We start from the raw sequence: 14210 nt of genomic DNA on the forward strand, positions 1-14210 counted from the left end.
GACGCATATGGCGTCGAAATCGCAGACTATCACTAATCCCGATTGGCTCGACAACGAGCATGCGGGGCAGATGCTGGTCGCTGAATTTCTCGAACCCGAAGAGATGAGCGTCGAGCAGCTTGCAGGAGATATCGGAGTTGCGCCGCAGCGGATTGCCGAGGTGATCGAAGGCTTGCGCCCGGTCGACGCCGAGCTTGACCTGCGCTTCGCGCGGTACTTCGGAATGTCGGAAGGCTTTTTCCTGCGCATTCAGGACCGTTACGAAATCGTCGAAGCCAAACGCGCCTTGAATGGCGCGCTCGACCGCATCGTCGCCCGCGCCGCCTAACCCGCCGCCAGATTCTCGCTGCCCGTCTCGTAATAGCGCGCCACGCGGTCGGCATAGGCCTGGTCGAACACCGGCGCGTTGTTCGCCCAGCTGGGACCGCCTTCCAGCACGCGGCGGTCGATGGTCACCACATACATGTCGCGGACCGGGTCGAAGGTCAGCAGCGAAAAGGGCAGCGGATAGAAGCTCTTGCCCATCCCCAGAAATCCCCCGAGCGACAGCACCGCATGCGTAACCCGGCCCACACCCTTGTGGACCATGAAGGCATGGACGGTACCGACCGCGTCGCCGTCGCGGCTTTCGACCTTCATCGTGCCGCTGACATTGGCCTGGACGAGCTGCTGGGTCGGGGCGGCGGTGTCGGTCATATGGTGATCTCCGTTCGATAGGGAAACATGCGTTGACCGCCGGCGGTTCCCCGCATGCTGCGGTCGGCGTGGCGCGATGCGGCTTGAGCGGGGGGACGCTGGCGCATAACGGTGCAGGCGATGCGTTTCATCCTTCCCCTCGCCACCATCTTCCTGCTGGCCGGCTGTACCGCGCCGCGCCCGGTCGCACCGCCGGGACCGGTTACCGTCGCGATGCCCGCGCTGCCGCCACCGCCGCCCAAACCCGCCGCCGTCGGGCCCGACTGGCGGGACTGGCCGCCGACGCCGGGCGTTTGGAGCTACCGCCGGGATCCGCGGGGGTCGATCGCATTGTTCGGGCCGGCGTATGGCGAAGCGGTGCTGGTGCTGCGCTGCGACCGGGCGGCGCGCATGCTATATCTGTCGCGCGCCGGCGACCATGCGGCAACGCTGACGCTTCGAACCACCAGCCTTACCCGAATGCTGAATGCCGTCCCGACCGGTAATGCGGAGGAACCGTTCATCGCGGTCGCGATCAAGCCCGGCGATCCGCTGCTCGATGCGATGGGGTTCAGCCGCGGGCATTTCGTGCTCGAACTGGCGGGCACGCCGCCACTCGTCGTTCCCGCCTGGGCCGAGATCGAGCGAGTGACGGAGGATTGCCGCGGTTGATCGGCCGTGCGTCGATTTTGCGCCCATCCCGCATTACGACACTTGCATCGCGCGCGCGTATGACTCACATTGCCGACGTCGCCAGCGATGGGGGCAATTGGCTATCAACAAGCGAAAGGAGGTGATCCGATGTCTCATGGTTCAGCAGTGAGTTCGGTTCGGTTCGTTCGGGGGGCGCGCCGCTGATCCGCCGGGCCCGGTCGGGGAGTATCCTCTCCCATCCAACGATCCAGGGTCCATAGGATAAGCGGAGCATGGTTTCCCGGGCTGGAGCTCTCCGGCCGCTGACCATGTCAGGAGGTTGTCGGGTCGCAGGGATGCGCCCGGCAACCTCTTTTCATTTCGGGGTCTTTCATTCCCGGATTGCGTGAAGGCTACCGCGTTACCCGCGTCACATGCCCCATCTTGCGCCCCGGTCTGGCCTCGCCCTTGCCGTAGAGGTGCAGATGCGCCGCGGTTTCCGTGAGCAGCGGATCGACCGCGACATCGCCGATGAGGTTCTCCATCCGGACCTCGCGCCCGGTCAGCGCGGTCGACCCGAGCGGCAGGCCGCAGATCGCGCGGATATGATTTTCGAACTGCGAACAGTCCGCGCCCTCGATCGTCCAATGCCCCGAATTATGCACCCGCGGTGCCATTTCGTTGAACACCGGGCCATCGCGCGTCGCGAAGAACTCCACCGCCAGCACGCCGACATAGCCGAGTGCCTCCGCGATCGCCTCCGTGAGCGCGGTCGCGGGCGCGGTCTGTTCGGCGATCTCTGGGGCGGGCACCCGCGACGTGCGAAGGATCGCGTCGCGGTGGACGTTGAGCGGCGGGTCGTAGCGCGCGACCCGGCCCTCCGCGTCGCGCGCGATCAGGACGGAGAACTCGTGCACGAACGGCACGAACGCCTCCAGCACCGCGCCTTGCCCGATCGCCGCCCAGGCGGCGTCCACCCCGGCGGCATCGTCGATCCGCGCCTGCCCCTTGCCGTCATAGCCGAAGCGCGTGGTCTTCAGGATCGCGGGGAAACCGGTGACCTGGAGCCCGGCGTCTAGGTCCGCGCGGCTATCCACCGCGGCCCATAACGCAGGACGCCCGCCCAATCCCTCGACGAAGCGCTTTTCCGCGATCCGTTCCTGCGCGACGCGGAGCGCACGGGGGTGCGGATGGACGGGCACGCGCTCCGCCAGCCATTCGACGGGGCCGACCGCGACATTCTCGAACTCATAGGTCACGACATCGCAGGCGGCGGCAAAGTCGGCCAGGACGATCCGGTTGTGATAATCCGCCCGCGTCAGGCTGGTCGCGGTCTGCGCCGCCACGCTCTCGCGGTCGGGAGCGAGGACGTGGGTGCGATAGCCGAGCTGCGAGGCGGCGGCCGCAAGCATCCGTCCGAGCTGCCCGCCGCCCAATATGCCGATCGTACCGCCGGGGCGAATGCGCGGGGGCTCGATCATTTCAGCGCGGATCGGTCGCGACGCCGTCGGTCTGGCTCGCGCGCCAGGTCTTCAGCCGCTCCGTCAGCGCATCGTCCGCGGTCGCCAGGATCGCAGCCGCCAATAGCCCGGCATTGATCGATCCGGCCTTGCCGATCGCCAGCGTCCCCACCGGGACGCCGCCCGGCATCTGGACGATCGACAACAGGCTATCCATGCCCTTCAGCGCCTTTGACTCGACCGGCACGCCAAGCACCGGCAGATGCGTCAGCGCGGCGACCATGCCCGGCAAATGCGCCGCACCGCCCGCGCCCGCGATCACGACCTTCAGACCCCGGCCCGCGGCGGTATGCGCATAATCGTACAACCGCTTGGGCGTACGATGCGCGGACACGACCTTCGTCTCATGCACGACACCCAGCACGTCGAGGACATGCGCGGCGTGGCGCATCGTCTCCCAATCGGATGTGGACCCCATGATGATGCCGACAACGGGCTGCGTCATGAACGGCGGTTAGCCTTGCCGCCGGGACGAGGCAATGCCCGCGGACTATCGGGATTATCGACGCCCGGTTAAGCCTGCCGCATGATCGATCACGTCGCCATCGTCGGTGCGGGCTTTTCGGGCACGCTGCACGCGATCAACCTGCTGCGCCATGACGGCCCGCGCGCGACGCTGATCGAACGCAGCGACGTAGCGGGCGAGGGGCTCGCCTACGGCGCGGCGCATCCCGATCATCTGCTGAACGTCCGTGCCGCCGGGATGAGCGCGTTTCCCGACGATGCCGATCATTTCTGCCGCTGGCTGACCGCGCGCGGGATCGCCGATGCGGACGCGACGTTCGTGCCGCGGCTGACCTACCGCGCCTATCTCGCGGATCTGCTGGCGGAGGCGCGCGCGCGGGCCGGCGACCGGTTGCAACTGGTCCGCGGTGATGTCGTCGATCTTCGGCGCGATGGCACGGGCGCGCGCCTGACGCTGGCGGACGGCCGTACGATCGATGCCGATGCCGCGGTGCTTGCGATCGGCAACCTGCCGCCGCACACCCCGCCGGGCTTCGATCCCGACCGGTTGCCGCACGGTCGGTACAGGCCCGACCCCTGGGCGGCGGATGTCGCCGAAGGGCTGCAGGGCGACGACGTCGTGCTGGTGCTTGGTACCGGGCTGACGATGGTCGATGTCGTGCTGATGCTGGACGCGCGAGGGTTCGCCGGGCGGATCGTCGCCCTGTCGCGGCGCGGACTGTTGCCGCATCGCCATGCGCCGGCACCCAACCCCGATCCGCGCCGTGACCGCCCGGGCACGACCGCGTCGGCGCTGCTGCACGACGTTCGCCAGCGCGCCGCGGCGATCGGCTGGCGCGCGGCGGTGGACGAGCTTCGCCCGTTCAATCAGGCGATGTGGCGCGCCGCGGACGGGGCGCAACGCGCGCGCTTCCTGCGCCATCTGCGCCCATGGTGGGATATCCATCGCCACCGCCTCGCCCCCGCGGTCGCGGACCGGATCGAGCACTTGCGCGCCGAGGGTCGACTGACGCTGATCGCTGGCAAGACGATAGCCGCCGTTCCGGTCGACGGCGCGGTCGCGGTGACGTGGCGACCGCGCGGGTGCGCCACGCCGGAGACGATGCGGGTCGCCAGCGTCTTCAATTGCACCGGGCCGCAGGGCGACCTGTCGCGCACCACCGATCCGCTGGTGGCGCGGCTGGTGGAGACGGGTGCGATCCGGCCCGACGCTGCGCATCTGGGCATCGATGTCGATCCGCAGGCGCGAACGATCGGCCACGACGGCTGCGCGAACGATTGGCTCTACGCGCTCGGCCCGATGACGCGCGGCGCGTTCTGGGAAATCGTCGCGGTCCCCGACCTGCGCGTGCAGACCTGGACGCTCGCGCGGCGGCTGTCGCATGCGCAGTGGGTGGGGGGCGAGGGGTTATAGCCGCCCCCCCCCCCCCGCAAAGCGGGAGTGGGAGAAGAAACTTACCGCTCCGTCGGCAACACGTAACTGAACCGATAGGCGTGCTTGCCCGGCGAAACCTCGATCTCCATCGTTCCACTGATTCCCAACAGACCATCGGTGCCCGAATCCGGCACGACGCCGACGCTCAGCGAAGCCGCGCCGCGGTTCATCGTGCCGCTGTGCTGGAGCGCGAAGCTGCCGCGACGGCCTGCGATCGTGCCCGTCACCCGCTCCATCGCGACGTAGCCCGCCGAACCGGACGTGGGGGTGCGGATCGCCAGCATCTGGCCCGCGCTGGTTCCCTCGAGATCGCCGTGAAAGGTCTTGGCGATCATCATGCTGCCAACCGCCGCATCGGGTGTGCCGACCGGCGTCAGGCTGACGTCGAATGTGCCGGTCGCGACATGCTGGCTCATGGCTCTTTTCCCTGGTTCGATCGCCGGTGTCGTCTGCGCGAGGGCGATGGTCATCAGGACCGCCTGGCGAATCATGGTACGGAAGGTGCCGCGAAGGCGGCGGCCTGACAAGCCTTCAACGGTCCTTCAGATAATAGCGATCGACCGCCGTCAGGTCGTCCGCCAGCTCGTACACGATCGGCTGCCCGGTCGGGATCTCCAGGCTCGTGATCTCGTCGTCGGCGATCCCCGACAGATGCTTGACCAGCGCACGCAGCGAATTGCCGTGGGCGGAGATCAGGACGCGCTGGCCGTTCTTCAGTGCGGGCGCGATCGTTGCGTCCCAATAGGGCAGCACGCGCGCGATGGTGTCCTTCAGGCTTTCGGTCGACGGGATCGCGATGCCGGCGTAGCGGCGGTCCTTCGACAGGTCGTATTCGCTGCCCGCCGCCAGCGGCGGGGGCGGGATGTCGAAGCTGCGGCGCCAGATATGGACCTGTTCGTCGCCATGCTTCGCCGCGGTCTCAGCCTTGTCAAGCCCGGTCAGCCCGCCATAATGCCGCTCGTTCAGCCGCCAGTCCTTCTCGACAGGCAGCCACAGCCGCCCCATCGCCTCCAGCGCGAGGTCGAGCGTCTTGATCGCGCGGGTCTGCAGCGAAGTGAAGGTCCGGTCGAAATCCAGACCCTTGGCGGCCATCAATTCGCCGGCCGCCTTCGCCTCCGCCGCGCCCTTCTCGGTCACGTCGACATCCCACCAGCCGGTAAAACGGTTTTCCAGATTCCAGGCGGACTGGCCGTGGCGGAGCAGGACGAGGGTTGGCATCGACGGGTTCCTACAGTGATAACGTCATGAAGCGGTTGTGCGGGCTGGGCGGATAGCCGCCGAAGACCGGCCCGTCCACGAACCCCGCTTGTTCATACAGCGCGTTCGCGGCAGCGAAAGAGGGGGACGTGCCCGTCTCCAGATTCAACCGGCGATAGCCGCGCGCCCGCGCCGTCTCGACGATGCGGGCCAGCATCGCGCGGCCGATACCCCGGCGCAGCTGGCCGGGCGCAGTGCGCATCGATTTCACTTCGCCTTCACCACCGCCCAAGTCCTTCAGCGCGCCCATTCCCGCAGGGTGCCATCCCGCCACGCCGTCCAGAAGGTGATGTCCGGCGTGCCGAGGCCGTTCGCATCCAGCGCGTGGCGGAATCCGGGCGGCGTGTCCGCGTGCGCGTCGATCAGATGGAGGGCGAGCATTGCCGCGACGTGCGACGCCCGCGGATCGTCCTCACGCAGTTCGATCACCGCTTGTGGGTCACAGGCTATCGATCATCCCCGCCAGCGTCTCCAGCATCGCGACGGCCAGTGTCTTCGACCGTTCGCCCGACCAGCCATGAACCGGATCGGGGTTGGGATCGTGATCCTTGAACGGCATTTCCAGCGTCATGCTGACCGCCCCGAAGCGTTCCGCCAACTGGTTGGTCGACATCGACAGGTTCGCCTTGCCGGGCTGCGATTTCGGATAGCCCTTCTCGATCTGGAAATCGGCGCTGTGGTCGGCAAGCGCGCGCCTATAGGCGTACAGCTTCTCGCCATGCGCGTCCGTCCAGGACGGAATGCCCTCATACCCGGCGATGAAGTTCGCCGGGATCGCCTCGTCGCCGTGAATGTCCATCGCGACATCGACGCCGGTCTCGTCCATGCGGGCGCGGACGCACAGGACTTCGGGGCTTCGTTCGGCGCTCGGCGAATGCCATTCGCGGTTGAGGTTCACCCCCGCGGCGTTGGTGCGCAAATGCCCCCGCGCCGTGCCGTCGGGGTTCATGTTGGGTACGATATGGACGGTCGCGTGCGCCAGCAGCGGCGCGGCCGCGGAACTGGTCAGCCAGTCGAGCGCGCCCTCCATCCACCATTCCGCCATCGATTCGCCGGGATGCTGGCGGGCATAGAGCCAGACCGGCTTCACGCCGGCGCCGATCGTCAGATAGTCGATCGAGCGGCCATCGAGGCTCTGGCCCAGTTCGCGGTGCGTGATGCCCGGCCGTGCGGCGATCCGCGCGATCAGGTCGACATGACGTTCGGTGCTGTACGGTTCGAAATAGGCAAACCAGATCAGGTCGCCCTCGACCGCGCAATCGAACGACAGCACGCCGTCGTCGTAGCGCGTGTCGATCATCCGCCAGTCGATCCGGTCGTCGCTGGCACGTGCCTTGTAGCCGGGCCAGCCGAAGGGATAGGTGGATTCGCCCGCGTTCAGGATGCGGCAGGTGATCGTGCGTCCGCCTCCACCCGCCAGGCGGAAATAGAACCATTGATAGAAATCGGATTGGCGGTCAGCGACCATCTCCAGATCGATGATGTCGCCGTCCACCTTCACGAGACGGATATTGCCGCTGTCGAACGCGGCGTTGATACAGATGCTCATTTGACCTCGATAGTGCGCCCCGACTCTCCCGGGAACCCGGCGAACATCGCGCTCGCGAGTTTGTCCGCCATCGCCGACGTTGTCGCGGCCATGGTGCTCATATCCGCTGCGCCATGGGCATGGCCTTCCCACACCGCGCTCTGGTCCGCGCGGCGCTTTATCGTCACGTCCAGCTGCGTCAGCAGGACGCGGCGCGGGCCGCTGCCGCCGACGGGGAAGCCGACCCCGCCCTCGCCACCGACGCCACCGCCGCGCCCGAAGCTGCCGCCGCCGATGCCAAGCCCGATGCTGAACGGCGCGCGGCGCGGCGGACCGACGCCGTCGGTGCTGCTGAAGCCGACGGTCGCCTCATAGGTCGGCGTCGTACCGGGCGCGGCGATCGTGAACCCCGCCGCCGCCAGTTGGCGCTGGACCGAATCCGCATAGGGGCGGAATTCCAGCCCGGCCTGGCGATCCGGGGTGCCCGGTATGACCGCTACGGTACCGCGCTCGATCGGCTGGTCGAGATGATAGCGCACGACCTCCGTCGGCGGCTGGTGCGGCGTCGTCGCGCAACCCGCGAGCGCGGTGCCCGCCACCATCATCGATCCAAGCAGACGAAGTTTCATCACGCACACCTCTAACGATCCGGTCGCCGGCTCGGCGGACCCTGCCATCCATCGCCAACGCGCATCGCGCAATCAGGGTCCTTTGGCGGGGTCGTTCGGCGGGGTCCGTTGCTTGACTTCGCAGCGGTGGCCCCTTAGGCGACCGCTCTTTCCCGAACACCGTCAAACCAGCAGAAGCGATCGACCATGAAGATCCGCAATTCCCTGAAGTCGCTGAAGGACCGGCACCGCGACAACCGCGTGATCCGCCGCCGCGGCCGGACCTATGTCATCAACAAGACGAACCGCCGGTTCAAGGCCCGCCAGGGCTGAGGCCGGCGGATTAGCGATGCTAATCCGCGTGAACGCTGAAGGCCGCCCGGCGGAGCGATCGCTGCGACCGACGACACGGGATTTACGCCGGTGTCGGGCTTGCGATTTTTGTAGATGATCGCGCCGGAAAATGTCGTCTTCGACATCGGCAACGTCCTGTTCGATTGGGACCCCCGGTTCCTGTACGAGCGTCTCATCCCGCCGGGTGAGGCGCTCGATGGGTTCCTGCGCGACGTCGTCACGCGCGCCTGGCATTTCCAGCATGACGAGGGACGGCCGTTCGCCGAGACGTCCGCGGAATTGACCGCACGCTATCCCGAACACGCCGCGCTGATCGCCGCCTGGGGGCCGCGCTTCGCCGAATCGATCCGCGGCGAAATTCCCGGCATGGTCGCACTGGTCGAGGAACTCGATGCGGCCGGCGTGCCTTTGTTCGCGATCACCAATTTCTCGGGCGAATTCTTCTCGCCGTTCCGCGCGACGCAGGCCGTCTTGTTCGACCGGTTCCGCGATATCGTCGTCTCGGGGGACGAGAAACTGGTGAAGCCGGATGCCGCGATCTACCGGCTGGCGCTCGCCCGGTTCGGGATCGCGGCGGAGGAGGCGGTGTTCATCGACGACAGCGTGGCGAACGTGATCGGCGCGCGGGACGTGGGGATGACCGCGCTGCATTTCGTGGATGCGCCGACCTTGCGGGGGCAGCTGCGGGAATTGGGATTGCCGGCCTGATCCTACGTCACCCCGGCCTTGTGCCGGGGTCCGGAGCCACGGGCGATGTCGCTTGTAATCCTGGATGAAGCGAGAAGCCCGGCATGACGGATCGCTCAATCCCGCCCCTTCAGTTCATCCCCCACGATCTGCACGACGTGCAGCACGTTGGTCGACCCGGGGGTCCGGAACGGGACGCCCGCCATCACGATCACCCGGTCGCCCGCCTTCACCAGCCCCTGGCGAAGCGCGATCCGCTTGGCCTTGGCGACCATTTCCTCGAACGATTCGACGTCGCGGGTGTGAACGTTGTGCGTGCCCCATAAGAGCCCCAGACGCCGCGCGGTCTCCATCCTGGGCGTCAATACCAGGATCGGCACCGGCGGCCGGTCGCGCGCGACGCGGCGGGCGGTCGATCCCGATGTCGTGAAGCAGATGATCGCCGCCGCGCCGACCGTCGCCGCGATCGACTTCGCCGCTTCGGACAGCGCGTCCGCGGTCGTCGCATCGGGCCGCGTGATGGTGAAGCCGATCCGTTGCGCATAGCCGGGATCCGCCTCGACCTCTTTCCCGATCGCGTTCATCATCGCGACCGCCTCGACCGGCCAGTCGCCCGCCGCGCTCTCCGCCGACAGCATGATGACGTCCGCCCCGTCATAGATCGCGGTCGCGACGTCGGACACTTCGGCACGGGTCGGGGAGGGGGATTTGATCATCGATTCGAGCATCTGGGTCGCGACCACCACCGGCCGACCCATCCGCCGCGACACCTCGACGATCCGCTTCTGCAACGGCGGCACCGCCTGGGGCGGCATCTCGACGCCCAGATCGCCGCGCGCGACCATGACGCCGTCGCAGGCCTCGACGATCTCCTCCAGCCGTTCGATCGCGGCTGGCTTCTCGATCTTCGCGAGCAACGCCGCCTTGCCGGCGATCAGCTTGCGCGCTTCCCACAGGTCCTCGGGCCGCTGCACGAAGCTGAGCGCGATCCAGTCGACGCCCTGGTCGACCGCGAACGCCAGGTCGCTGCGGTCCTTCTCGGTCAGCGCCGGCACGGGCACGACGACGTCGGGGACGTTCAGCCCCTTGTTGTTCGACAGCGGGCCGCCGACCTCGACCGTCGTCACGATCCGGGTCGCGTCGTGATCGGTCACGCGCAGCACCAGCTTGCCGTCGTCGAGCAGCAGCCGCGCGCCGGGTTCGATCGCGGCGAAGATCTCCCGGTGCGGCAATTCCACGCGTCTCGCGTCGCCGGGCGTCGGATCGCGGTCGAGCACGAAGATGCTGCCGGACACCAGTTCGACGCGGCCGCCGAGGAACGCGCCGACGCGAAGCTTGGGCCCTTGAAGATCGGCGAGGATCGTCGAGGGCCGCCCGAACTTCTTCTCCAGCGACCGGATCGCCTGGATGACCGCGATCTTGGACCGCTGGTCGCCGTGGCTCATATTCACCCGGAACGCGTCGGCCCCCGCCTGGAACAATGTCGCGATCATTTCGGGCGTGTCGCTGGCCGGACCGAGCGTGGCCAGGATCCGGACCTGCCGCGAACGGGGGCTGATGGCCTTCATCGGGCGTAACGTCCTTCGGCTGTCCATCGTCGCCTCTAGCCTCTATCGCGGCGCGATCAACCAAGGATGCGTGACGATGACATTGGAACAGATCGACGATGCGACCGCGGCGGCGGCGTTCCGCCGGCTGGTGCTGCACCTGCGCCACCGGTCGGATGCGGAGAATATCGACCTGATGGGGCTTGCGGGCTTCTGCCGCAACTGTCTGTCGGACTGGGTGGCGGAGGCGGGTGCCGTCGACAGGGACGCCGCGCGCGAGGCGGTCTACGGCATGCCCTATGCGCGGTGGAAGGCGGCGCACCAGTCCGACGCGACCCCGGAACAGCTTGCCCGAATGGCAGCGAGCGTGGCGAAGAACGCCGGTTGAGCCGTCCGGGCTAACCGCCTACACGCGCCACCCGGCCAGCGGGAAAACGGACATTTGGGGCGCTGCGAAACGCGTCGGCGAACGGGGACATATGATGGCGGAAGAACGGCAACACGGCATGGGCGGCGGCACGGTCGCCGCGGACGAACTGCGCCTCCTGATCGAGCGCGCGGAACGGCTGGAGGAGGAGAAGAAGGGAATCGCGGACGACATCAAGGACGTGATGGCGGAGGCCAAGGGCCGCGGCTACGATCCCAAGGCGATCCGCAAGATCCTGTCGATCCGCAAGAAGAAGAAGGAAGAATATCAGGAGGAAGAGGCGATCCTGGAGACGTATCTGGCCGCGTTGGGGATGATCTGAGTACCCGGGCTCGGCCCGGTGTGCCAGATCGAGCAGCGGTTCGCTTTTGCCTCTGGACGCCGGGACGGGCCGGCGGGAAAGCGCCGGGCGGACCATGAAGGATTTCGGCATGACGAAGGTGGCTTCGGCGACGACGAAGGATCCGGCGGCCAAGAACCCCGCGGCAATGCTGACCGATCTGGCGCACCGGTTGCTCGGCAAGCAGCCCGGCGAACTGGATGTCGAGGAACGCCGCGTGCTGGCGGGAATCGAGGCGGGCACCATCGTCAGTCGCGACGCGGCCGACGTCGCCGACGAACGATCGACCTTCGGCGAACGATTGTCCGACCGGGTCGCAGCGATCGGCGGGTCGTGGGGCTTCATCATCGCTTTCAGCGTCGTCCTGCTCGGGTGGATGCTGCTGAATTCGGATATCCTCACGCATTTCGGCGGGGCGTTCGATCCCTTTCCCTACATCTTTCTCAATCTGATCCTCTCCACCGTCGCCGCGATCCAGGCTCCCGTCATCATGATGAGCCAGAACCGCCAATCCGCGAAGGACCGCCTTGCCGCGAGCCTGGATTACGAGACCAATCTGCGTGCCGAACTGGACATCCTGCGCGTGCACCAAAAGCTCGATCATATCGTGCTGGACCGGCTGTCGGCACTGGAGGGGAAGATCGACCGGCTGTGCGCGGCGCTGCCCACGGGTTGAGCCGCGCCATCCCAGGGTTTAGGGCTGCTGCCGACAACATCTCGTGGGGTTACGCGTGGCAGGCCATTCCAAGTTCAAGAACATCATGCACCGCAAGGGCGCGCAGGATAAGAAGCGCTCCGGCATGTTCTCCAAGCTCAGCCGCGAAATCACGGTGGCGGCGAAGATGGGTCTGCCCGATCCCGACATGAACCCGCGGCTGCGCGCCGCGATCAACGCCGCCAAGGCGCAGTCGATGCCCAAGGACAATATCCAGCGATCGATCGACAAGGCGGTAAAGGGCGACGCGGAGAATTACGAGGAGATCCGCTACGAGGCGTTCGGCCCGGGCGGCGTGTCGCTGATCGTCGAGACGCTGACCGACAACCGCAATCGTACCGTCACCAACGTCCGCACCGCGATCGGCAAGAACGGCGGCAACCTCGGCGCGCCGGGGTCCGTCAGCCATGCGTTCGACCGGATGGGGCTCATCTCCTACCCCGCCAAGGTGGGCGATGCGGAGAAGGTCTTCGAAGCGGCGCTGGAGGCGGGGGCCGAGGACGTGGCATCGAGCGAGGACGGCCACGAGATCTGGACCGCGGTCGGCGACCTGCACGAAGTGTCGAAGGCGCTGGAGCCGGCCCTTGGCGAGGCGGAAGGTGCAAAGCTCGCCTGGCGACCGCAAACGACGGTCGAGGTGGACGAGGGTGACGCTGCGACGCTGTTCAAGTTGATCGACGTGCTCGACGACGACGACGACGTGCAGACGGTATGGGGGAATTACGAAGTGTCGGATGCGGTGATGGAGCGGTTGGGGTAGGAGGGGCTTTCTGAATGCTGATCCTCGGCCTCGACCCAGGCCTCGGCACGAGCGGCTGGGGGGTCATTCGGGCGGAGGGCAACCGGCTCTCCCATGTCGCCAACGGGCGGATGAAGACCGACAGCGCCGCGCCGCTCGCGCGAAGACTGGCGCATCTCGACACCATGCTCGCCGCGATCCTTGCCGACCACGCCCCTGCCGCCGCGGCGGTGGAGGAGGTGTTCGTCAACGCCAACCCGCAATCGACGTTGAAGCTAGGGCAGGCGCGCGGCGTCATCCTGCTCGGCGTCGCGCGCGCGGGGATCGCGCCGGGCGAATATGCCGCGCGGCTGGTCAAGAAGGCGGTGGTCGGCGTCGGCAATGCGGAGAAAGCGCAGGTCCATGCCATGGTCGCGCGGCTGTTGCCCGGCGTGAAGGTCGACGGGCCGGATGCGGCGGATGCGCTGGCGGTCGCGATTTGCCATGCGCATCATCTGGCGAGCGCGCGGCGGGTTCCGGGATAGGGCTTTCCTACGCGCATGCGTTCTGTCTATGTCCCACGCATGTCTCGTCGCCCCGATCCTGCCCCTCGCCCGATGGATCGTGCGGTTTCGTGCGGGGTGCGATTCCGACGCGGACGTGGCGTGTGGTTCGTCCACTTCCGCGGGTTCGTCGCGGCATGATCGCGCATTTGAAGGGCCGGCTCGCCGCGACGGGAATCGACCATGCGGTGATCGATGTCGGCGGCGTCGGCTATCTGGTCGGCGCGTCGGCGCGGACCTTGTCGGCGCTCGGCTCGGCGGGCGAGGCGGCGATGCTGCATACCGAGATGCTGGTGTCCGAGGACTCGATCCGGCTCGTCGGCTTCGCGCAGGCCGCCGAACGCGACTGGTTCCGCTTGCTGACGGGGGTGCAGGGCGTCGGCGCGCGCGTGGCGCTGGCGATCCTCTCCGCCTTCGATCCCGCCGATCTGTCGCGCGCGGTGGCCGCACAGGACAAGGCGATGGTCGCGCGCGCCAACGGCGTCGGCCCGAAGCTCGCCGAACGAATCGTGCGCGAATTGAAGGACAGGATCGGCGGGATCGCGCTGTCGCCCGGCGGCACCGCGCCGATCGCGCCGGTCGGCGCGGGTGCCGACGCAGTGTCCGCGCTGCTCAACCTGGGCTTCCGTCCTGCGGAGGCGAGCGCCGCGGTGGCGTCGGCGCAGGAGGAACTGGGCGCGGGCGTCGGGCTGGACGCGTTGGTGCGGCTGGCGCTGCGCAAGGCGGCGAAGTAACGTG

Annotated in this window: 21 protein-coding genes; 11 read left to right on the forward strand and 10 right to left on the reverse strand. The window is 67.5% G+C overall.

The features are described from left to right. The first annotated feature begins 7 nt into the window (after positions 1-7). Positions 8-328 carry a HigA family addiction module antitoxin gene (locus tag HUU99_RS02830; RefSeq protein WP_254602881.1) on the forward strand — a complete coding sequence of 107 codons (321 nt, stop codon included), beginning with the start codon at positions 8-10 and terminating at the stop codon, positions 326-328. Here the strand turns inward: HUU99_RS02830 and HUU99_RS02835 are convergent. Continuing rightward, a complete protein-coding gene (locus HUU99_RS02835) occupies positions 325-696 on the reverse strand; it encodes a PRC-barrel domain-containing protein (protein ID WP_174285052.1) in 372 nt (123 codons plus the stop codon). The two genes, HUU99_RS02830 and HUU99_RS02835, sit on opposite strands and share 4 nt — an antisense overlap. 120 nt (positions 697-816) lie before the next feature. Here HUU99_RS02835 and HUU99_RS02840 point away from each other — a divergent pair, with 120 nt between their 5' ends. Beyond that, a complete protein-coding gene (locus HUU99_RS02840) occupies positions 817-1347 on the forward strand; it encodes a hypothetical protein (protein ID WP_174285053.1) in 531 nt (176 codons plus the stop codon). Between the two features lie 374 nt (positions 1348-1721). Here the strand turns inward: HUU99_RS02840 and HUU99_RS02845 are convergent, their stop codons facing one another. Next, complete coding sequence (locus HUU99_RS02845; RefSeq protein ID WP_174285054.1) at positions 1722-2789, reverse strand: 5-(carboxyamino)imidazole ribonucleotide synthase; 1068 nt, start codon at positions 2787-2789, stop codon at positions 1722-1724. A gap of 1 nt (position 2790) precedes the next feature. Next, positions 2791-3273, reverse strand: coding sequence for a 5-(carboxyamino)imidazole ribonucleotide mutase (gene purE, locus HUU99_RS02850; RefSeq protein ID WP_174285055.1), 483 nt, complete (start codon positions 3271-3273; stop codon positions 2791-2793). Positions 3274-3354: 81 nt separating this feature from the next. Between purE and HUU99_RS02855 the strand changes: the two genes are divergently transcribed. Beyond that, positions 3355-4707 carry an FAD/NAD(P)-binding protein gene (locus HUU99_RS02855; RefSeq protein WP_174285056.1) on the forward strand — a complete coding sequence of 451 codons (1353 nt, stop codon included), beginning with the start codon at positions 3355-3357 and terminating at the stop codon, positions 4705-4707. 41 nt (positions 4708-4748) lie between these two features. On the opposite strand, the gene HUU99_RS02860 is transcribed toward HUU99_RS02855, so the two are convergent. The 6 genes from HUU99_RS02860 to HUU99_RS02880 form a co-directional block, all read right to left on the reverse strand. Beyond that, positions 4749-5198: a DUF3224 domain-containing protein gene (locus tag HUU99_RS02860; RefSeq protein WP_217430744.1), complete on the reverse strand. Its 450-nt coding sequence runs from the start codon at positions 5196-5198 to the stop codon at positions 4749-4751. Positions 5199-5259: 61 nt separating this feature from the next. Next, positions 5260-5946, reverse strand: a complete 687-nt coding sequence (gene gpmA, locus HUU99_RS02865) for a 2,3-diphosphoglycerate-dependent phosphoglycerate mutase (protein ID WP_174285057.1) — start codon at positions 5944-5946, stop codon at positions 5260-5262. Positions 5947-5956: 10 nt separating this feature from the next. Further along, complete coding sequence (locus HUU99_RS02870) at positions 5957-6235, reverse strand: GNAT family N-acetyltransferase (RefSeq protein WP_368039905.1); 279 nt, start codon at positions 6233-6235, stop codon at positions 5957-5959. After that, the gene (locus HUU99_RS15730; protein WP_368039906.1) at positions 6223-6414 is read right to left on the reverse strand and encodes a hypothetical protein; all 192 of its coding nucleotides are present in this window, start codon (positions 6412-6414) and stop codon (positions 6223-6225) included. The genes HUU99_RS02870 and HUU99_RS15730 overlap by 13 nt, the downstream gene beginning before the upstream one ends. A gap of 10 nt (positions 6415-6424) precedes the next feature. After that, positions 6425-7534, reverse strand: coding sequence for a M14 family metallopeptidase (locus HUU99_RS02875; RefSeq protein WP_174285058.1), 1110 nt, complete (start codon positions 7532-7534; stop codon positions 6425-6427). Further along, positions 7531-8142 (reverse strand): DUF4136 domain-containing protein, encoded by a 612-nt coding sequence (locus HUU99_RS02880; protein ID WP_174285059.1) that lies wholly within the window; start codon positions 8140-8142, stop codon positions 7531-7533. Before HUU99_RS02880 ends, HUU99_RS02875 begins: the two co-directional genes overlap by 4 nt. Positions 8143-8328: 186 nt before the next feature. Here HUU99_RS02880 and ykgO point away from each other — a divergent pair, with 186 nt between their 5' ends. Both ykgO and HUU99_RS02890 read left to right on the forward strand, forming a co-directional pair. After that, positions 8329-8454 (forward strand): type B 50S ribosomal protein L36, encoded by a 126-nt coding sequence (gene ykgO / locus HUU99_RS02885; protein ID WP_003046794.1) that lies wholly within the window; start codon positions 8329-8331, stop codon positions 8452-8454. A 114-nt stretch (positions 8455-8568) separates the two neighbouring features. Next, positions 8569-9183, forward strand: a complete 615-nt coding sequence (locus tag HUU99_RS02890) for an HAD family hydrolase (RefSeq protein WP_174285060.1) — start codon at positions 8569-8571, stop codon at positions 9181-9183. Positions 9184-9278: 95 nt separating this feature from the next. Here the strand turns inward: HUU99_RS02890 and pyk are convergent, their stop codons facing one another. Further along, positions 9279-10730 (reverse strand): pyruvate kinase, encoded by a 1452-nt coding sequence (pyk, locus tag HUU99_RS02895; RefSeq protein ID WP_174285061.1) that lies wholly within the window; start codon positions 10728-10730, stop codon positions 9279-9281. A 76-nt stretch (positions 10731-10806) separates the two neighbouring features. On the opposite strand from pyk, the gene HUU99_RS02900 reads away from it, so the two are divergent. From HUU99_RS02900 to ruvA, 6 genes are all read left to right on the forward strand, one after another. Then, entirely contained in the window at positions 10807-11097 is a 291-nt protein-coding gene (locus tag HUU99_RS02900; protein WP_174285098.1) for a DUF1244 domain-containing protein, read from the forward strand. A gap of 118 nt (positions 11098-11215) precedes the next feature. After that, on the forward strand, positions 11216-11458 hold the full coding sequence (locus tag HUU99_RS02905) for a DUF2312 domain-containing protein (protein ID WP_217430748.1): 243 nt from the start codon (positions 11216-11218) through the stop codon (positions 11456-11458). Between the two features lie 166 nt (positions 11459-11624). Beyond that, on the forward strand, positions 11625-12152 hold the full coding sequence (locus HUU99_RS02910) for a DUF1003 domain-containing protein (RefSeq protein ID WP_174285099.1): 528 nt from the start codon (positions 11625-11627) through the stop codon (positions 12150-12152). Positions 12153-12207: 55 nt separating this feature from the next. Beyond that, a complete protein-coding gene (locus HUU99_RS02915) occupies positions 12208-12951 on the forward strand; it encodes a YebC/PmpR family DNA-binding transcriptional regulator (RefSeq protein ID WP_174285063.1) in 744 nt (247 codons plus the stop codon). A gap of 14 nt (positions 12952-12965) precedes the next feature. Beyond that, on the forward strand, positions 12966-13454 hold the full coding sequence (gene ruvC / locus HUU99_RS02920; protein WP_174285064.1) for a crossover junction endodeoxyribonuclease RuvC: 489 nt from the start codon (positions 12966-12968) through the stop codon (positions 13452-13454). A gap of 155 nt (positions 13455-13609) precedes the next feature. Further along, positions 13610-14206, forward strand: a complete 597-nt coding sequence (ruvA, locus tag HUU99_RS02925; RefSeq protein ID WP_174285065.1) for a Holliday junction branch migration protein RuvA — start codon at positions 13610-13612, stop codon at positions 14204-14206. Positions 14207-14210: the final 4 nt, after the last annotated feature.

The sequence above is a fragment of the Sphingomonas bacterium genome, from assembly GCF_903642285.1.
In the GTDB taxonomy this organism is placed as follows: domain Bacteria; phylum Pseudomonadota; class Alphaproteobacteria; order Sphingomonadales; family Sphingomonadaceae; genus Sphingomonas.

Coding starts and splice junctions, on each gene's coding strand:
- HUU99_RS02830 (WP_254602881.1), top strand. CDS start 8: ATGGCGTCGAAATCGCAGACTATCACTAATCCCGATTGGCTCGACAAC.
- ruvC (WP_174285064.1), top strand. CDS start 12,966: ATGCTGATCCTCGGCCTCGACCCAGGCCTCGGCACGAGCGGCTGGGGG.
- HUU99_RS02910 (WP_174285099.1), top strand. CDS start 11,625: ATGCTGACCGATCTGGCGCACCGGTTGCTCGGCAAGCAGCCCGGCGAA.
- HUU99_RS02875 (WP_174285058.1), bottom strand. CDS start 7,534: ATGAGCATCTGTATCAACGCCGCGTTCGACAGCGGCAATATCCGTCTC.
- gpmA (WP_174285057.1), bottom strand. CDS start 5,946: ATGCCAACCCTCGTCCTGCTCCGCCACGGCCAGTCCGCCTGGAATCTG.
- HUU99_RS02835 (WP_174285052.1), bottom strand. CDS start 696: ATGACCGACACCGCCGCCCCGACCCAGCAGCTCGTCCAGGCCAATGTC.
- HUU99_RS02860 (WP_217430744.1), bottom strand. CDS start 5,198: ATGACCATCGCCCTCGCGCAGACGACACCGGCGATCGAACCAGGGAAA.
- ruvA (WP_174285065.1), top strand. CDS start 13,610: ATGATCGCGCATTTGAAGGGCCGGCTCGCCGCGACGGGAATCGACCAT.
- pyk (WP_174285061.1), bottom strand. CDS start 10,730: ATGAAGGCCATCAGCCCCCGTTCGCGGCAGGTCCGGATCCTGGCCACG.
- HUU99_RS02855 (WP_174285056.1), top strand. CDS start 3,355: ATGATCGATCACGTCGCCATCGTCGGTGCGGGCTTTTCGGGCACGCTG.
- HUU99_RS02900 (WP_174285098.1), top strand. CDS start 10,807: ATGACATTGGAACAGATCGACGATGCGACCGCGGCGGCGGCGTTCCGC.
- HUU99_RS02845 (WP_174285054.1), bottom strand. CDS start 2,789: ATGATCGAGCCCCCGCGCATTCGCCCCGGCGGTACGATCGGCATATTG.
- HUU99_RS02880 (WP_174285059.1), bottom strand. CDS start 8,142: ATGAAACTTCGTCTGCTTGGATCGATGATGGTGGCGGGCACCGCGCTC.
- purE (WP_174285055.1), bottom strand. CDS start 3,273: ATGACGCAGCCCGTTGTCGGCATCATCATGGGGTCCACATCCGATTGG.
- ykgO (WP_003046794.1), top strand. CDS start 8,329: ATGAAGATCCGCAATTCCCTGAAGTCGCTGAAGGACCGGCACCGCGAC.
- HUU99_RS02905 (WP_217430748.1), top strand. CDS start 11,216: ATGGGCGGCGGCACGGTCGCCGCGGACGAACTGCGCCTCCTGATCGAG.
- HUU99_RS02870 (WP_368039905.1), bottom strand. CDS start 6,235: ATGGGCGCGCTGAAGGACTTGGGCGGTGGTGAAGGCGAAGTGAAATCG.
- HUU99_RS02840 (WP_174285053.1), top strand. CDS start 817: ATGCGTTTCATCCTTCCCCTCGCCACCATCTTCCTGCTGGCCGGCTGT.
- HUU99_RS02890 (WP_174285060.1), top strand. CDS start 8,569: ATGATCGCGCCGGAAAATGTCGTCTTCGACATCGGCAACGTCCTGTTC.